The following is a 16,414-nucleotide window of genomic DNA, read 5'->3' as shown; positions in this document are numbered from 1 at the left end:
GATCGTTCAGGGCGCTTTGTCACAAGGTTGTGCGATTCACTCCATGGCGAAACCGTGCTGACGCCAGGCCTCGTACACCGCGACGGCCACGGTATTGGACAGGTTCAGGCTGCGGCTGTCGGGGCGCATCGGCAGGCGTAGGCGTTGCTCGTTAGGCAGGGCATCACGGATCTCCGCCGGCAGGCCGCGGCTCTCCGGGCCGAACAGCAGCGCATCGCCGCGCCGATAGCTGACTTCGTGAAAGGGCTGCGAACCCTTTGTGGTAAAGGCGAACAGCCGCGGGCCGTCGGGGTTTGCGGCGTCGATGCCGATCTGCGCCAGGCAGCTCGGCAGGTCGGCGTGACGCTCCAGCGTGGCGTACTCGTGGTAATCGAGGCCGGCGCGGCGCAGACGCTTGTCGTCCAGTTCATAGCCGAGCGGTTCGATCAGGTGCAGGTGGCAGCCGGTATTGGCGCAGAGCCTGATAATGTTGCCGGTATTGGGCGGAATCTCCGGTTGAAACAGGATCACGTGAAACATGCGCAGCACCGAGGTTGAGGATCGGCGGCATTCTACCGGGGAGCAGGACCCGATGCCGCGGCTGCGCCGGCGCTTTTTTGGCTCGCTGGTGCTGATCGGCCTGCTGGTCGGGCTGATGATCGGGCGACTCACTGCGCCTGGGCCGGTCCAGCTCGAAGCGGTTGAGTCGCAACCGCAAGGCCTTTCGTTGCAGTTCGACCGCGAGCCCGAGATGTATGACGAGCACCTTGAGGGGGCGTTCGCATTGTTGTTCCAGGCCGAGGGCGAGCCGCAATCCGGACAGCTGCAAATCGACGGCATGCCGGTGGCCTGGCGTGTGCAGCAGACCGAGAAGGGCTTGCTGCTGCATCTTGTGGCGGCGCGGCCGTTGCAGGGGCAATGGCAGGGTGAGCGTCGCGATGGCGGCTGGCATCTCGCGGTACAGGTGGTGGCGGCCAAGCGGCCCTGACCTGAAGCGCTGCGTCAGAAACGACGAACCCCGCCAGTAGCGGGGTTCGTGGTCACTCTCTATATCTCGCCGTCTACGCGGCAGCGTCAGCTGTCGTCGCCTTCATCGTCATCGCTGCCATCGACGCGCATGCCCAGCTCCTTGATCTTGCGCGTCAGGGTGTTGCGACCCCAACCGAGCAGCAAGGCAGCGTCGCGGCGGCGGCCGGCGGTGTGCTTGAGCGCGGTCTCGATCATGATCCGTTCGAAGGCCGGCACGGCTTCGTCGAGTAGATTGCTCTGGCCGCGCGCCAGGGCCTGATCGGACCAGTTGCGCAGTGCTTGTTCCCAGTTGTGCGCCGGCTGCGCCTCGGCCTGCTGGTTGAGCAGCTCCGGTGGCAGGTCGTCGACATGCACTTCGCGGCCGGAGGCCATCACCGTGATCCAGCGGCAGGTGTTCTCCAGCTGGCGCACGTTGCCGGGCCACGGCAGATGCTGCAGGTATTCCTTGGTTTCCGGCTTTAGCACCTTGGTTTCCACCGAGAGCTCCTGCGCGGCGCTGGCGAGGAAGTGTTCGGCCAGTGCCGGAATGTCTTCGCGGCGATCGGACAGCCGGGGAATATGAATGCGGATGACGTTCAGGCGGTGGAACAGGTCCTCGCGGAACTTGCCGGCCTGCACCAGGGTTTCCAGGTCCTGGTGCGTCGCGGCGATGATGCGCACGTCGACGCGCACCGGCGTGTGGCCGCCGACCCGGTAGAACTCGCCATCGGCCAGCACGCGCAGCAGGCGGGTCTGGGTGTCGGCCGGCATGTCGCCGATCTCGTCGAGGAACAGGGTGCCACCGTCGGCCTGCTCGAAGCGGCCGCGGCGCTGGTTGGCCGCACCGGTGAAGGCGCCCTTCTCGTGGCCGAACAGCTCGGACTCCATCAGATCCTTGGGGATCGCCGCCATGTTCAGCGCGATGAACGGCGAGGCCGAGCGCGGACTGTGGCGGTGCAGGGCGTGGGCGACCAGCTCCTTGCCGGTACCCGACTCGCCATTGATCAGCACGGTGATGTTGGAATGGCTGAGGCGACCGATGGCGCGGAACACCTCCTGCATCGCCGGCGCTTCGCCGATGATCTCCGGCGTGTGATGGCGGTTGGCCGGCTGCTGCTGGTTCTGCTGCTCCTGGGCGTGCTGATTGGCGCGCTTGACCAGCGAGACGGCGTCGTCGACGTCGAACGGCTTGGGCAGGTATTCGAAGGCGCCACCCTGGTAGGAGGCCACCGCGCTGTCCAGATCCGAATGCGCGGTCATGATGATCACCGGCAGGCGCGGGTACTGCTCACGGATCTGCGAGAGCATGTCCAGGCCGCTGAGGCCGGGCATGCGGATGTCGGAGATGATCACATCCGGCTGCTGGCGGGCGAGGCGGGCGAGCACACCGTCGGCGCTGTCGAAGCTCTGCGTGGCCATGCCTTCCTGTTGCAGGGCCTTTTCCAGGACCCAGCGGATGGAGCGGTCGTCGTCGACGATCCAGACGTTTTCGCTTCGGCTCATGCTGATGTGGCTCCTTGTTCCAGCGGTAGGAAGATCGAGAAGACGGTATGGCCGGGGTGGCTCTCGCACTCGATCAGGCCCTGGTGCTGACTGATGATGTTCTGGGTGATGGCAAGGCCGAGCCCGGTGCCGTCCGGGCGGCCGCTGACCATCGGGTAGAAGAGCGTGTTCTGCAGTTCGGCGGGGATGCCTGGACCGTTGTCGATGATCTCGATGCGCGCCACCAGGCGATGACGGATATGTCCGATGGTGAACTGGCGCAGCGTGCGGGTGCGCAGGGTGAGGCGGCCGAGGCCGAGCTCGTTCTGCCCGGCGAGCGCCTGCATGGCGTTGCGCATGATATTGAGCACGGCCTGGATCATCTGTTCACGGTCCATCAGGACCTCGGGAATGCTTGGATCATAGTCGCGCACCAAAATGATGCTTCCCTGGCATTCCGCCTCGATCAGGCTGGCGACATGTTCGAGCACTTCGTGGATGTTGGTCATCGCCAGCGACGGCAGCTTGTTCGAGCCGAGCATGCGGTCCACGAGGTTTCTCAGCCGGTCGGCCTCTTCGATGATGACTTCGGTGTAGTCCTTCAGGTGTTCCTCGGGTAGCTCACGGGCCAACAGCTGCGCGGCGCCGCGGATGCCACCCAGCGGGTTCTTGATCTCGTGGGCGAGGCCGCGCACCAGCATCTTGGTGGTTTCCTGCTTGGACAGCTGCGCCTCTTCCTTGGTGATGCGCAGCAGCCGGTCGCGTGGCAATACTTCCAGCAGCAGCATGGTTTCCTGACGGGTCAGTACCGGTGTAACGGCGTAGTCCACGGTCAGTGTCTGGCCGGTGGCGGACGTCAGGGTGGCTTCGCGCTTGGTAAAGGGATGGGCTTCCTCCACCGCCTGGCGCAGCGCGGCCAGGGCTTCCGGCGACTCGGTGAACAGTTCGCTGATGAACTGGCCGTGGCTACGCTGGCCGCTGACGGCGAGCAGCATCTCGGCTGCCGGGTTCATGTATTCCAGGCGCAAGCGCGAGTTGAGCAATAGCGTCGCGGTGGTCAGATTCTCGATCAGCAGGCGTTGCAGGGCTTCGTTGATCATGGCTGGTCTGCGTCCGGAAGTTCTGGCAGGAAATGCAAGAACCAAACCAAACGCGCCATTGCGGCGCGGATCGGCGTGATGCTGCAGCCCTACGGGCTGTCCGGTGACCCAAATTGGTGACGAACGAGTTGGTCACCTTCAGGGCGCACCAAACAGGTGCACCCAGTGATCATAGAAAGGGCACGAAGGGAATGTCGCGTTTTTCTACCGGCTTGTCCTTCAGCGGGCATTCCGGACGCACGCCGTAGTCGGCTTTCTTGCATGGATTCACCATCCGCCGCTGAGCCAGGGAGGTGCGAATCAGATGGAAGGGTTGGTTCTCGGTGCGCTGCAGGATGCGCTCCTCTTCATCTACCACCGCAACCGCCAGCTGGTGAGTGCCGCGATCGACATTACTCAGTTCAAAGGACGGCTGTTCGCCCGGCGCGCCGAACGGCTGACCATCGAGCAGCACCTGGTAGGCATGGCCGGGTTGCAGCGCAGGTTCCGCCTGCACGATGACGTTGATAACGCCGGCATTGTTGCGGATCGCCGCATCGGCCGCAGGGCTGAGGATGCGCAGCTGGTAGCTGGTAACGGTGGCGGCCTTGGGTGCGATCGGTTCCGCGGCGCGCATGGCAGGTGCCGCTGGCGCGGGCATGCTGTTAGACGGCTTCAAACGTACCTCTTCGACCGCCTGGCCGATCGGGCGATCGGTAAATACCCGGTTGCCGTCGGCGTCGGTATAGCTGTAAACGGCAGCGGAAACGGGTACGGCAGCCGCGAGCAAGAGGGCGACGAGCGCTTGTCGGAGCATACTCAAGGCGCCGGCTTGGGCTTGGGTGGCGGCGGGCGCAGCGCCGGGCTGGAAGTATTGACCCGCTGCACGGTGAACGGCACCGCCTCGCTGCGCTGGATCACTCTTTCGCCGCTGAGTACCTCGACCTGCAGGCGATGGTCGCCGCGCTCGACATTATTCAGTTGCAGCGTGGTGGCAGGGCTTGGCGCCGCCTGGGGGATGCCGTCGAGCAGAAAGCGCAGGGTATGACCGGGTTGCAAGGAGGGTTGCAGCACGGCGCTGACGACGAAAGTACCGTTGTTGGCGCGTAGCGCCTCGGCATCCGGAATGTCACTCAGCATCAGGGTCTGGTAGGGCGCTTGCTGCGCCTGTTGACGGTCCGGCAGCGGCGGTGGCGGCTCCGGGGTGCGGATGTTCACGGTGTTGGCCGGCGGCAGGTCGACGGTATCGGCCTGGACACCTTCTGGCGGCTGATTGGTGAACACCGTATTGCCTTGCGCATCGGTGTATTTATAGATCTCGGCGAAGGCCGGAAGGCTGAGAATGAACAGCAGGCTGAACAGTGCGCTACGCATGGGAGGCTCCGCGGAGTTGGACTGCCGAAGCCTTGCACTGCAGCGGCTGGCAGGCAAGTCCGATCAGCAGGATTTGCGAGGCGTGACAAGCTGCACGAATCAGCGTCCGGCAGCAGAAACGAAGAAGGCCACCCGAGGGTGGCCTTCCTGTCACGCGAGCTGGATCAGACGCTGTAGTACAGGTCGTATTCCAGCGGGTGCACGAAGGTGCGCACCTTGATCTCTTCTTCCGCTTTCAGCTCGATGTAGGCATCGATGAACTCGTCGGAGAACACGCCGCCCTTGGTCAGGAATGCGCGACCCTTATCCAGCTCTTCCAGGGCTTCCTTCAGGCTGCCGCAAACCTGCGGGATCAGCTTGCCTTCTTCCGGCGGCAGATCGTACAGGTTCTTGTCGGCCGCATCGCCAGGGTGGATCTTGTTCTGGATGCCGTCCAGGCCAGCCATCAGCAGTGCAGCGAAGCACAGGTATGGGTTGGCAGCCGGGTCCGGGAAGCGCGCTTCGATGCGGCGGGCTTTCGGGCTGGAAACGTACGGAATACGGATCGAGGCGGAACGGTTGCGAGCCGAGTAGGCCAGCATGACCGGTGCTTCGAAGCCCGGAACCAGACGCTTGTAGGAGTTGGTCGACGGGTTGGTGAAACCGTTCAGTGCCTTGCCGTGCTTGATGATGCCGCCGATGAAGTACAGGGCGGTCTCGGACAGGCCGGCATAGCCTTCGCCAGCGAAGGTGTTCTTGCCATCCTTGGAGATGGACATGTGTACGTGCATACCCGAACCGTTGTCGCCATACAGCGGCTTCGGCATGAAGGTCGCAGTCTTGCCATAGGCGTCGGCGACATTGTGTACGCAGTACTTCAGTGTCTGAACTTCATCAGCCTTGTTGACAAGGGTGTTGAACTTCACGCCGATCTCGTTCTGACCGGCAGTGGCCACTTCGTGGTGGTGCACTTCGACGACCAGGCCCATCTCTTCCATGGCGTTGCACATGGCGGTACGGATTTCGTGGTCGTGATCGCACGGCGGAACCGGGAAGTAGCCGCCCTTGACGGCCGGGCGGTGGCCCTTGTTGCCGCCTTCGACGTCCTGGTCGGTCATCCAGGAGCCTTGCTCGGAGTAGATCTTGAACATCGAGCCGGAGATGTCCGACTTGAACTTGACCTGGTCGAAGATGAAGAACTCCGGCTCCGGACCGACGAATACGGTGTCGCCGATGCCGGTGGTCTTGAGGAACTCCTCGGCGCGCTTGGCGATGGAGCGCGGGTCACGGTCGTAGCCTTGCATGGTGCTTGGCTCGACGATGTCGCAGACCAGGATCAGGGTCGGCTCTTCGGTGAACGGGTCCAGTACGGCGGTTTCGTCGACCGGCATCAGGATCATGTCGGAGGCTTCGATGCCTTTCCAGCCATGGATGGACGAACCGTCGAACATCTTGCCGTGCTCGAAGAAGTCTTCATCCTGGGCATCACGCGCCGGAACGGTGACGTGGTGCTGCTTGCCTTTGGTATCGGTGAAGCGCAGATCAATCCACTTCACATCGTAATCTTTGATCAGTTGAAGCGACTTCGACATGGTGTTCTCCAAGTGGTGGAAGCGAGACAGTGAGCTTCCGAATCAGGGTGAAGCCGGGCGGCGATGTTCCGCCAAGGCGACCTGCCTCACAAGAGAGCAAATTGCATGCCAGTGCTCCGTATTGGTACCGCAGGCCTGCGGTGGCGCCGTCGCCGGGATTGTGCGGGCTAAAGCGTAGCTGTCTCGGAAAAATACTGCGCTGTATTGGTGCGAATAGATAGCGTGGTGCTTTGTTTTGGTGCATTACGGTGCGTTTGAAGAAAGCGATTAAATGTTGAGCAGTTTCGGCTATACTCCGCGCCCCTCTTTTCCTGCCACGTCGGCCCCCGCGCTGTTTCCATGAAGCTGATCGTCAAGGTTTTCCCCGAAATCACCATCAAGAGTCCGCCGGTGCGCAAGGGCTTCATTCGTCAGTTGGCGAAGAATATCCGCTCCGTACTGCGCGAGCTCGATCCCGACCTGCGGGTCGAGGGCGTGTGGGACAACATCGAGGTGGAAACCGCGCTCGGCGAGCCGAAGCTGCTGCGCGAGATGATCGAGCGCCTGCGCTGCACGCCCGGGATCGCCCATTGCCTGGAGGTGCACGAGTACCCGCTGGGCGATCTCGACGACATCGTTGCCAAGTGCAAGGCGCACTATGCCGAGCGCCTGCCAGGCAAGATCTTCGCCGTGCGCTGCAAGCGTGCCGGCAAGCATCCGTTCAGCTCCATGGACGTCGAACGCCATGTCGGCAGCCAGTTGCGTCAGCAGTGCGGCGCTGCCGGGATCTCGCTGAAGGCGCCAGAAGTCGAAGTGCGCATGGAGATTCGCGACCAGCGCCTGTTCGTCGTGCACGAGCAGCATGACGGCATCGGCGGCTACCCGCTGGGTGCGCTGGAGCAGACGCTGGTATTGATGTCCGGTGGTTTCGATTCCACCGTCGCCGCCTATCAGATGATGCGCCGCGGGCTGATGACGCATTTCTGCTTCTTCAATCTCGGCGGGCGTGCCCACGAGCTGGGCGTGATGGAAGTTGCCCACTACCTGTGGAAGAAGTACGGCAGCTCGCACCGTGTGCTGTTCATCAGCGTGCCGTTCGAGGAAGTGGTTGGCGAGATCCTGCAGAAGGTCGACAACAGCCAGATGGGCGTGGTCCTCAAACGCATGATGCTGCGCGTCTCGACGCAGATCGCCGAGCGCCTGCATATCGATGCGCTGGTGACGGGTGAAGCCATTTCCCAGGTCTCCAGCCAGACGTTGCCGAATCTGTCGGTCATCGACTCGGCCACCGACATGCTGGTGCTGCGCCCGCTGATCGCCAGCCACAAGCAGGACATCATCGACACCGCCTTCGAGATCGGCACTGCCGAGTTCGCCAAGAACATGCCCGAGTACTGCGGCGTGATCTCGGTGAACCCGACCACCAAGGCCAAGCGCTACCGCATCGAGCACGAAGAGAAGCAGTTCGACATGGCCATTCTCGAACGCGCCCTGGCCAATGCCCGTCAGGTCGCCATCGACCGCGTGATCGACGAGCTGGGCCAGGATTTGCAAGTAGAGGAAGTTGCCGAGCCGAGCGCCGGCCAGGTGATCATCGACATTCGTCACCCCGACAGCGCCGAGGACGAACCGCTCGAGCTGTCCGGTATCGAAGTACAGACGCTACCCTTCTATGCGCTGAACAACCGCTTCAAGGAGCTGGATGAAAATCGCCAGTACCTGCTTTATTGCGACAAAGGTGTCATGAGCCGCCTGCATGCTCACCATCTGCTGAGCGAGGGGCATGTCAATGTACGCGTCTATCGTCCGGCCTGACTCATCGGTGAAACAGCCGGGGCTGCTTGGCGGCAGCATCCGCCACCGCCCTCCCGACCGGCGCTGATCGCAAGGCCAGGCCGTTACAACCTCGGACAGGCTGAAGTCGTCCGGACTACTTCCAGCTTCCAGCCTCAGCTCGAAGCTATCTACAGAGAAAAGAATCAGTGATCGAGAATCTACGCAACATCGCCATCATCGCCCACGTTGACCATGGCAAGACCACCCTCGTCGACAAGCTGCTGCGTCTGTCCGGCACCCTGGACCGCAAGGAGCTGGAAAACGAGCGCGTGATGGACTCCAACGACCAGGAAAAGGAACGCGGCATCACCATCCTGGCCAAGAACACCGCGCTGAAGTGGAACGGCTACAACATCAACATCGTCGACACCCCCGGTCACGCCGACTTCGGCGGTGAAGTCGAGCGCGTCATGAGCATGGTCGACTCCGTGCTGCTGGTGGTCGACGCCCAGGACGGCCCCATGCCGCAGACCCGCTTCGTGACCCAGAAGGCCTTCAAGGCCGGCCTGCGTCCGATCGTCGTGGTGAACAAGATCGACCGTCCGGGCGCGCGTCCTGACTGGGTCATCGACCAGATCTTCGACCTGTTCGACAACCTCGGCGCCACCGACGAGCAGCTGGACTTCCCGATCGTCTACGCCAGTGCCCTGAACGGCATCGCCGGCATGGACCACGAGAAGATGGACGACAACATGGATGCCCTGTTCCAGGCCATCATCGACCACGTTCCGGCCCCGAAGGTCGACCTCGACGGTCCGTTCCAGATGCAGATTTCGCAGCTGGACTACAACAGCTTCCTCGGCGTGATCGGCATCGGCCGCATCGCCCGCGGCACCATCAAGGCCAACAGCCCGGTCACCGCCATCGGTGCTGACGGCAAGAAGCGCAACGGCCGCATCCTGAAGATCATGGGTCACTCCGGTCTGCAGCGCGTCGAAGTGCAGGAAGCCGAAGCCGGCGACATCGTCTGCGTATCCGGCATGGACGAGCTGTACATCTCCGACACCCTCTGCGACCAGAGCGCTGTCGAGGCTCTGCCGCCGCTGACCGTCGACCAGCCGACCGTGAGCATGACCTTCCAGGTCAACGACTCGCCGTTCGCCGGCAAGGAAGGCAAGTTCGTCACCAGCCGCAACATCAAGGACCGTCTGGAGAAGGAACTGCTGCACAACGTCGCCCTGCGCGTAGAGCCGGGCGACAGCCCTGAGAAGTTCAAGGTTTCCGGCCGTGGCGAGCTGCACCTGTCGGTGCTGATCGAAACCATGCGTCGTGAAGGCTTCGAGCTGGCCGTTGGGCGTCCGGAAGTGGTGATCATCGAGAACGAGGACGGCGAGAAGCAGGAACCGTACGAGAACGTCACCATCGACATCGAAGAGCAGCATCAGGGCCCGGTGATGGAGCAGATGGGTCTGCGCAAGGGCGACCTGAGCAACATGGTTCCGGATGGCAAGGGCCGTGTCCGTCTGGAATACACCATCCCGGCGCGTGGCCTGATCGGCTTCCGTAACAACTTCCTGACCCTGACTTCGGGCTCCGGCATCCTGACCTCGACCTTCAGCCACTACGGCCCGATCAAGGCCGGCGAAGTGACCAACCGCCAGAACGGCGTGCTGGTCTCGATGGCCACCGGTACCGCGCTGACCTACTCGCTGGAAACCCTGCAGGCACGCGGCAAGCTGTTCCTGGCGCCGGGCGACGAGATCTACGAAGGCCAGCTGTGCGGCATCAACAGCCGTGACAACGACCTGGTGCTCAACCCCACCAAGGGCAAGAAGCTCGACAACATGCGCGCTTCCGGCAAGGACGAGGTCATCGCCCTGGTTCCGCCGATCAAGTTCACCCTCGAGCAGGCGCTGGAATTCATCGCCGACGACGAGCTGGTGGAAGTAACGCCGAAGTCGATCCGCCTGCGCAAGAAGTACCTCAACGAGAACGACCGCAAGCGCTTCGAGCGTAGCAAGGTCTAATTCCCGTAGCGGAACGACACAAAGGCGCCTTCGGGCGCCTTTGTGCTTTTTGGGGATCGGCTATTGCTGCCGTGCGCTCCTTTCGGCTCGTCACGAGCTACGGCGACGGCCTTACACGGCATCGACCCTCCGGATAGCACCAGGCTGCCCCGACATTTTCTCCTTCCCCGATTGCGGCAGGTTCACTGCTGGACCAAGCGGCTGCCGGCCTGGCATAGACCAGCCAGCGCAGGGTTGGGCCGCTGCAGGCCTGTCGCAACCTTCTGCTGCTCAGCAGTGACGGGCAAATTTTTCTCGCTGCTGAAAGTTGTACAAAACCTCTGCGCGGCGCGTTCTAGAAGCCTGCTTGCTAGCTATTCAGGGTCCACATGGCTGAATTCTCTGGGATTTTGTGAGATCACCTGTCAGCAAATACTTGTACAAGAAGTGGCGTAATGACACTATGTTGTACAGGTTTTGGCTCGGCTGCACTCGCCGTCCGAGTAATCAACGACTGGCCGCACTTGCTGCCACGCAGTCCGGTTAGGGAGAAAGCTCGATGAACAAGCAGATGTCGGTATCCAAGCGCCTAGGCTTGGGGTTTCTGGTGATTCTGGCGCTGATGGTGGCGGTCGCCGTTGTCAGTGCGCTCAAAGTCGACATCATCGACCGCAGCATGAGTCAGATCAGCTCGCAGGCGGGCCTGAAGCAGCGCTATGCGATCAACTTCCGCGGCAGCGTGCACGACCGGGCGATTGCCGTGCGGGACGCGGTCAGCGCGGCCGATCCGGCGTTCGCCCGGCAGCAGGTGGCGGAGATCGAGCGATTGGCGCAGCTGTATGCCGAGTCCGCCGTACCGATGAAGGCGATGCTTGCGCAGCCCTCAGCCGATGCCCTCGAGCGCCAGCTCATGGGGCAGATCGAGACCATCGAGGCGAAAACCAACGCATTGACCCGCCAGGTGGTCGAGCTGCGCTTCAACGAAGGTTCGGATCGCGCCTATGAATTTCTCCTGGATAACGTCGCCGGGGCCTATAGCGAATGGCTGCGCCTGATCAACGCGTTCATCGATCATCAGGAATCGAGCATCAATCAGGACGTGACCGTGGTCCGCGAGACCGCCAGCGGCTTCCTCGCGCTCATCGTCGCGGTGACCGGCGTAGCGGTGCTGCTGGGTGTGGCGATCGCGGTGGTGATCATTCGCAAGCTGCGTTCGACCCTCGGTGCCGAGCCCGACGAGGTGGCGCGGGTGATCGGCAATCTGGCCAACGGCGACCTGGGACAGCGGATCGTCACGCCATACCCGGATAGCGTCATGGGCGCGACGGCAAAGATGGCCAGCCGGCTCACCTCGATCATCGCCGAGGTGCGCACCGCAGCCGATGGCGTCGGCACGGCATCGAGCGAGTTGCTGACCTCCTCGGCGAGCAGCAATCAGCAGATTCAGCGGCAGTCGGCCGAGGCCGAGCAGGTGGCCACGGCGATCAACCAGATGGCTGCCACCGTGAGTGAGGTGGCCAGTTTCGCTGCCAACGCCGCGACTGCGGCGAAAAGCGCCGACGAGCAGGTCGAGACTGGCACCCGCATCGTCGGTGAAACTGCCGTGTCGATTCACAACCTGGCCAAGGTGCTGGAGAGCGCCACCGATACCGTCAATCAGGTCTCGGCACAGAGCGGGGATATCGAGAAGATTCTGCAGGTGATAACCGCCATCGCTGAACAGACCAACCTGCTGGCGCTCAACGCAGCCATCGAGGCGGCGCGCGCCGGCGAACATGGTCGTGGTTTTGCGGTGGTGGCCGACGAGGTGCGTTCGCTGGCCAACCGCACGCAGCAGTCGTCCAGCGAGATCAGCGAAATGATCGCCTCGCTGCAGGCGGGCGCCGGCAGGGCGGTGGAGGTGATGCAATCGAGCAAGCAGCTGGCACAGCAGACCGTGGAACAGACCCTGCAGGCAGAGAACGCCCTGGCCAAGATTCGTCAGGAAGTAGGCGCGATCAACGAGATGAATGCACAGATTGCGACCGCTTCGGAGGAGCAGAGCGCGGTGGCCGAGGAGGTCAACCAGAGCGTAACGCGCATTCACGACTCGACGGTGACCAGCTCGGCGGCATCGAATCAGGTCGCAGCCTCCAGTCAGGATCTGACCACCCTGGCGCAGGAGCTGAACCGGCGGGTGAATTACTTCCGCGGCTGATGGCGCTGCAGCCAAACGAAAAAAGCCCCGACCGCAAGGTCGGGGCTTTTTCACTTCCGGATGGCTGAAAACGTCGGTCAGGTGAAGAACAACGGCACCACCACGCTGGAGATCAGCAGGATCAGCGCACCGCCCAGGCGCGAGGAAATCTGCGCGAACGGCATCAGCGACATGCGCCGGGCCGCGGAGAGCACCGCGACGTCACCGGTGCCGCCCATGTTGGCCATGCACAGCCCGGCGGTGATTGCCGATTCGATGGGGTAGAAGCCGACCAGGCGGCCTACCAGGCCCGCGCCGAAGGCGGCGCCGGCGACCACGGCGAAGACGATCAGCACGTAGGTCAGCGAGATGGCGTCGAGCACCTGGCCGAGGTCGGTGAAGGCCACGCCGATGCCGAACAGCAGCGCGAAGGTCCAGTTGCGCGCAACGAAGCGGAACCACTGGGAGGCGGCGTCGTTGATCGACTCGGGCACCAGGTTGCTCACCTTGAGCAGCGCCACCAGCACGATCATCAAGGCGTAGGGATGCAACGGCACGAACTTGCCGAGGATCTGCCCGGCAATGAAGAAGCTCAGCGCGGCAACCAGGCCGATGCCCAGGGCGGGCAGGGTGATCGGGCCTTCCTTGTCGCTGACATCCACGCCCGGCATCATCTGGCCGTTGCCGGTCAGGGACGGGTAGCGATTACCCAGGCCGTTGAGTAGCCCGGCGATGATGATCGCGAAGACGTTGCCCAGGGCCAGGGCCGGCACCAGGATCGAGATGTAGTAGCTGGCCGGCTGGCCGAGCAGCTGCTCGTAGATCTGGCTCATCGGCACCGCGCCGGCACCCATGCCACCGCCCATGATAGGCATGGCGATGACCACCACCGCATCCTGGGGCGAGAAGCCGAGCAGCGCGCCCACGGCCATGGCGAACAGCGCGGCGAACAGCACCGAGCACAACAGAGGTAACGCGTAGCGCGAGCCGACCTTGACCAATACCTTGGCATCCATGCCGAGGATGCTGCCGGTGATCAACGCGGCGATATAGAAGTCGAGAAAGCCGCCGCCCTTCATGAAACTGGCGACGTCATCGGCGACTGCGGCGGGCAGCCAGCCGAAGTAAACCATCGATGCGGCGCCGAACAGCGCCATGATCGCGCCGCCGCCGAGGTAGGTCCTGATGATAGGTAGGCGGTCGCCGGCGAAACCGAGCAGCTCGCCGAGCAGCATCATCACCAGCAGCGCGCCGATCATGCCAGTGGGCAGGGTATCGGTGACGATGGCGGCGGCCATGACGAGCAGGGCGATGGCGAACAGCGGCAACGGCAGGTTGAAGATGCGTTGGGAAAGCAGCGAAACGTTCGGGGTGCCTTCAGACACGGCAGGGCTCAGCGTGGTCCGATTCATTGTTGTACTCCTTCGAACGTGACAGCCGGGTGGCGCACGCACGGGTGATGGTTGCGAATGCGCGGTCGGACAACCGCGGCGGGGCTACCTTAAGCAGAGTTGCTTCGCCGCCAATGTTTGGCGAAGTTAAAAAACCATTACGAAACTAAAAAAAGCAGAGCCGAGCTTGACCCGCGATTGCCGGGCTGGCTCGATCCGGCCCTTTACCGCGGCGTTTAGCGCCGATCACCGATGGGAGAATGGCTTTGCGCTTGCGCCTGAACATGCTGATCTCGCTGCTGGTCGCCGTCATGGTGGTGCTGGCCCTGGCGCTGGCCCTCTGGCTGTTCAACGTGCAGCTGCAGGACACCCTGGAAGAAGGCCAGGCTTCGCGGGTCACCAACCTGGCGCAGAGCGTGGCCGCGCGTACCGACGTGCAGCTGGCCCTTGCCGGCCCCGCCGATTTCAGTGCGGATAACCAGTTGCAGCGGCAGATCGACGGCTTGCGTCAGCGTCTGGGTGTGGACTTCATCGTGGTGATGAATCCGCGCGCCCTGCGCCTGACGCACCCGCAGCCGACCCTCATCGGGCAGGCCTTTCGCGGCGACGACGAAGGTCGCGCGCTGGCCGGTGAAACCTATGCCTCGCGGGCCGATGGCAGCCTGGGCAGCAGTATTCGCGGTTTCGCCCCGGTGCTGGACGACGAGGGTGTGGTGATCGGTGCCGTTTCCGTGGGCGTCACCCTGGCCTCGCTCGGCGAACTGTTGCGGGCGCATCAACGCGGCGTGGTCTTCGGCGTGCTGACGCTGATGCTGATCACCGCCCTCGGCGCGCACCTGCTGGCGCGCTATATCAAGCGGGTGTTGCTCGGCCTGGAGCCCTATGAGATCACCCGGCTGGTAGAGGAGCGCCAGGCGATGCTGGCCTCGGTGCGCGAGGGCGTGCTGGCGGTCGACGATCAGGCGCGCATCACCCTGGTCAACCCGGCAGCGGAACGGTTGCTGGTCAGCACCGGGTTGGGCAAGCCGCCGCTGGGGCGGCCGATCTGCGAATACCTGCCCAACAGTGGTCTGCCCGAGGTGCTGGCCAGCGCGACCGAGCAGCTGGACCGTGAATTCAGTCTCAATGGCAGGGCGATCCTCGCCAATCGTGCGCCGATTCGTCACCAGGGGCGGGTGATCGGTGCCATCGCCACCTTCCGCGACAAGAGCGAGGTCAACGCGCTGGCTGAACAGCTGACCGGCGTCAGTCGCTATGCCGAAGCGCTGCGCGCCGCGACCCACGAATTCAAGAACAAGCTGCACGTGCTGCTCGGCCTGGCGCAGCTGGGTGATCTGGATGCCCTGCGCGTCTACCTGCGCGACCTTGCCGACCACCAGCTGGCGCCGGCGACAGTGCTGGTCGAGGGGATTGGCGAACCGGTGCTGGCGGGTTTTCTGCTGGGCAAGCAGAGCGAAGCCCGCGAACGTGGCATCGACTTTCAGGTCGACGTCGAACATCCCCTGCCAGCTGCCGCGCCCGAGCAGATTCATGGCCTCGTCACCATCCTCGGCAATCTGCTGGAAAATGCCTTCGAGGCGGTGGCCGAGCAGGACGAGCGTCGGGTCAGTCTGACGCTGAACTACGACGAAGCGCTGCTCTCGCTGCATGTGCAGGACAGTGGTGGCGGTATCGAGGCCACCGTGCGCGAGCAGATATTCGAGCGCGGCGTGTCGACCAAGGGCGAGCGTCGCGGCATCGGCCTGGCTGCTGTGCAGGAGCAGGTCGAGGCCTGGGGTGGCAGCCTGGCGGTCTATTCCGAAGCGGGCCGCGGCAGCCTGTTCGAGGTCGAATTGCCCTATCGGACCGCCGCGGAAGGGGAGGCACCATGAAAACCGCCATGCGCGTGCTGATCGTCGAGGACGACCCGATGGTCATGCGCCTGAATGTCGACTACCTCGCCCGTCTCGACGGCATCGAGTTGGTCGGCCAGTGCGAGAGCGTGCCAGCAGCGCTGGAGATGCTCGAACGCGAGCCGGTGGACCTGCTGCTGCTTGATGTCTACCTGCGCAATCGCTCCGGCCTCGAGGTGCTCCGTCACCTGCGCGCGCAGGACCGCAATACCGATGCGGTGCTGATCACCGCGGCTTCGGAGATCGACACGGTACGCGCGGCGCAGCGCCTCGGCGCGCGTGATTACCTGGTCAAACCGTTCAGCTTCGAGCGCTTTCGCGATGCCATCGAGACGTGCCGCCGCGCCCGCGAGTCGCTCTCCCGGCTGCCGGATCAGCTCGGCCAGGGCGATATCGACCGGCTGTTCAGCCAGCCTGCTGCAGTCGAGGTGCGCCGTCCCGGCGATCTGCCCAAGGGGCTGACCCCGGCGTCACTGGCACAGGTGGCGCAGGCGATCCTTGCGCTGGAGGACGACGGCTTCACCAGCGAAACCCTGCTGCCCGCCACCGGCATGTCGCGCGTCTCGGTGCGCAAATACCTCAAGCACCTGAACGACATGCAGCTATTGGAAGAATCCTTTCACTACGGGCAGATCGGCCGGCCGTCGTTCCGTTATCGCTGTCTGGATCGCGCCGCGCTGCAGCGGCTGGCACAAGGCTGA

At 63.4% G+C, this 16,414-nt stretch carries 13 protein-coding genes; 6 read left to right on the top strand and 7 right to left on the bottom strand.

Annotation, left to right across the window (positions count from 1 at the left end; translation table 11 throughout):
* Positions 1 to 36: 36 nt before the first annotated feature.
* The gene (gene trmL, locus UIB01_RS19495; protein WP_038664164.1) at positions 37 to 519 is read right to left on the bottom strand and encodes a tRNA (uridine(34)/cytosine(34)/5-carboxymethylaminomethyluridine(34)-2'-O)-methyltransferase TrmL; all 483 of its coding nucleotides are present in this window, start codon (positions 517 to 519) and stop codon (positions 37 to 39) included.
* On the opposite strand from trmL, the gene UIB01_RS19490 reads away from it, so the two are divergent.
* A complete protein-coding gene (locus tag UIB01_RS19490) occupies positions 518 to 967 on the top strand; it encodes a hypothetical protein (protein WP_038664161.1) in 450 nt (149 codons plus the stop codon). The two genes, trmL and UIB01_RS19490, sit on opposite strands and share 2 nt — an antisense overlap.
* Before the next feature lie 86 nt (positions 968 to 1,053).
* Here the strand turns inward: UIB01_RS19490 and ntrC are convergent, their stop codons facing one another.
* The 5 genes from ntrC to glnA all read right to left on the bottom strand — a co-directional run bounded on the left by ntrC (position 1,054) and on the right by glnA (position 6,493).
* Positions 1,054 to 2,490 carry a nitrogen regulation protein NR(I) gene (ntrC, locus tag UIB01_RS19485; RefSeq protein ID WP_038664158.1) on the bottom strand — a complete coding sequence of 479 codons (1,437 nt, stop codon included), beginning with the start codon at positions 2,488 to 2,490 and terminating at the stop codon, positions 1,054 to 1,056.
* Complete coding sequence (glnL, locus tag UIB01_RS19480; protein WP_038664155.1) at positions 2,487 to 3,569, bottom strand: nitrogen regulation protein NR(II); 1,083 nt, start codon at positions 3,567 to 3,569, stop codon at positions 2,487 to 2,489. The genes ntrC and glnL overlap by 4 nt, the downstream gene beginning before the upstream one ends.
* 169 nt (positions 3,570 to 3,738) lie before the next feature.
* Positions 3,739 to 4,371, bottom strand: a complete 633-nt coding sequence (locus tag UIB01_RS19475) for a DUF4124 domain-containing protein (RefSeq protein WP_180983593.1) — start codon at positions 4,369 to 4,371, stop codon at positions 3,739 to 3,741.
* On the bottom strand, positions 4,368 to 4,922 hold the full coding sequence (locus UIB01_RS19470) for a DUF4124 domain-containing protein (protein WP_038664150.1): 555 nt from the start codon (positions 4,920 to 4,922) through the stop codon (positions 4,368 to 4,370). Before UIB01_RS19470 ends, UIB01_RS19475 begins: the two co-directional genes overlap by 4 nt.
* Positions 4,923 to 5,086: 164 nt before the next feature.
* A complete protein-coding gene (gene glnA / locus UIB01_RS19465) occupies positions 5,087 to 6,493 on the bottom strand; it encodes a glutamate--ammonia ligase (RefSeq protein WP_038664147.1) in 1,407 nt (468 codons plus the stop codon).
* A 339-nt stretch (positions 6,494 to 6,832) separates the two neighbouring features.
* Here glnA and thiI point away from each other — a divergent pair, with 339 nt between their 5' ends.
* The 3 genes from thiI to UIB01_RS19450 all read left to right on the top strand — a co-directional run bounded on the left by thiI (position 6,833) and on the right by UIB01_RS19450 (position 12,451).
* Positions 6,833 to 8,287, top strand: a complete 1,455-nt coding sequence (thiI, locus tag UIB01_RS19460; RefSeq protein WP_038664144.1) for a tRNA uracil 4-sulfurtransferase ThiI — start codon at positions 6,833 to 6,835, stop codon at positions 8,285 to 8,287.
* A 167-nt stretch (positions 8,288 to 8,454) separates the two neighbouring features.
* Positions 8,455 to 10,275: a translational GTPase TypA gene (gene typA, locus UIB01_RS19455; protein ID WP_038664141.1), complete on the top strand. Its 1,821-nt coding sequence runs from the start codon at positions 8,455 to 8,457 to the stop codon at positions 10,273 to 10,275.
* A 538-nt stretch (positions 10,276 to 10,813) separates the two neighbouring features.
* A complete protein-coding gene (locus tag UIB01_RS19450; RefSeq protein WP_038664138.1) occupies positions 10,814 to 12,451 on the top strand; it encodes a methyl-accepting chemotaxis protein in 1,638 nt (545 codons plus the stop codon).
* Positions 12,452 to 12,528: 77 nt separating this feature from the next.
* Here the strand turns inward: UIB01_RS19450 and UIB01_RS19445 are convergent, their stop codons facing one another.
* Positions 12,529 to 13,842, bottom strand: coding sequence for a 2-hydroxycarboxylate transporter family protein (locus UIB01_RS19445; RefSeq protein ID WP_038664136.1), 1,314 nt, complete (start codon positions 13,840 to 13,842; stop codon positions 12,529 to 12,531).
* Between the two features lie 245 nt (positions 13,843 to 14,087).
* On the opposite strand from UIB01_RS19445, the gene dcuS reads away from it, so the two are divergent.
* On the top strand, positions 14,088 to 15,692 hold the full coding sequence (dcuS, locus tag UIB01_RS19440; RefSeq protein WP_038665995.1) for a DcuS/MalK family sensor histidine kinase: 1,605 nt from the start codon (positions 14,088 to 14,090) through the stop codon (positions 15,690 to 15,692).
* The gene (locus UIB01_RS19435) at positions 15,689 to 16,414 is read left to right on the top strand and encodes a response regulator (RefSeq protein ID WP_038664133.1); all 726 of its coding nucleotides are present in this window, start codon (positions 15,689 to 15,691) and stop codon (positions 16,412 to 16,414) included. The genes dcuS and UIB01_RS19435 overlap by 4 nt, the downstream gene beginning before the upstream one ends.

The organism is Stutzerimonas decontaminans (genome assembly GCF_000661915.1).
Lineage (GTDB): Bacteria > Pseudomonadota > Gammaproteobacteria > Pseudomonadales > Pseudomonadaceae > Stutzerimonas > Stutzerimonas decontaminans.
Note: the sequence above shows the minus strand (reverse complement) of the source record. Positions and strands in the feature narration are given on the sequence as shown.